We start from the raw sequence: 303 nt of genomic DNA, 5'->3' as shown, positions 1-303 counted from the left end.
AGAGACAGATGTACAGGCCATTCTGCAGGCGCAGCGGGCGGAATTCTTCACCGCTCAGTTCACCAGCGAGGTAACGGCGGGTTTGATCGCGATACTGCTTGACGCGGTCTTCGACGATTTTTTGGTCGTACTGGTCGTATACGTACATGGGGCTGTCTCTTTTACACATCTTACGCTGCCGGCGACGCCCCCCCCGTGGGGGATTTGGTGGGGGGGCGNAGGTAACGGCGGGTTTGATCGCGATGCTGCTTGACGCGGTCTTCGACGATTTTTTGGTCGTACTGGTCGTATACGTACATGGAG

The 303-nt window shown here is 57.0% G+C and carries 1 protein-coding gene; it reads right to left on the bottom strand.

Annotated features, from left to right (window positions below):
- A partial coding sequence (locus ACQ4LH_RS21600) for a hypothetical protein (RefSeq protein ID WP_430699000.1) occupies positions 1 to 148 on the bottom strand: 148 nt, incomplete at its 3' end.
- Positions 149 to 303 lie beyond the last annotated feature (155 nt).

Origin of the sequence: Pseudomonas peli, assembly GCF_050563605.1 — a bacterium.
Lineage (GTDB): Bacteria > Pseudomonadota > Gammaproteobacteria > Pseudomonadales > Pseudomonadaceae > Aquipseudomonas > Aquipseudomonas peli_A.
The sequence above is the reverse complement of the archived record's forward strand: the minus strand, read 5'-3'. Positions and strand labels throughout refer to the sequence as shown.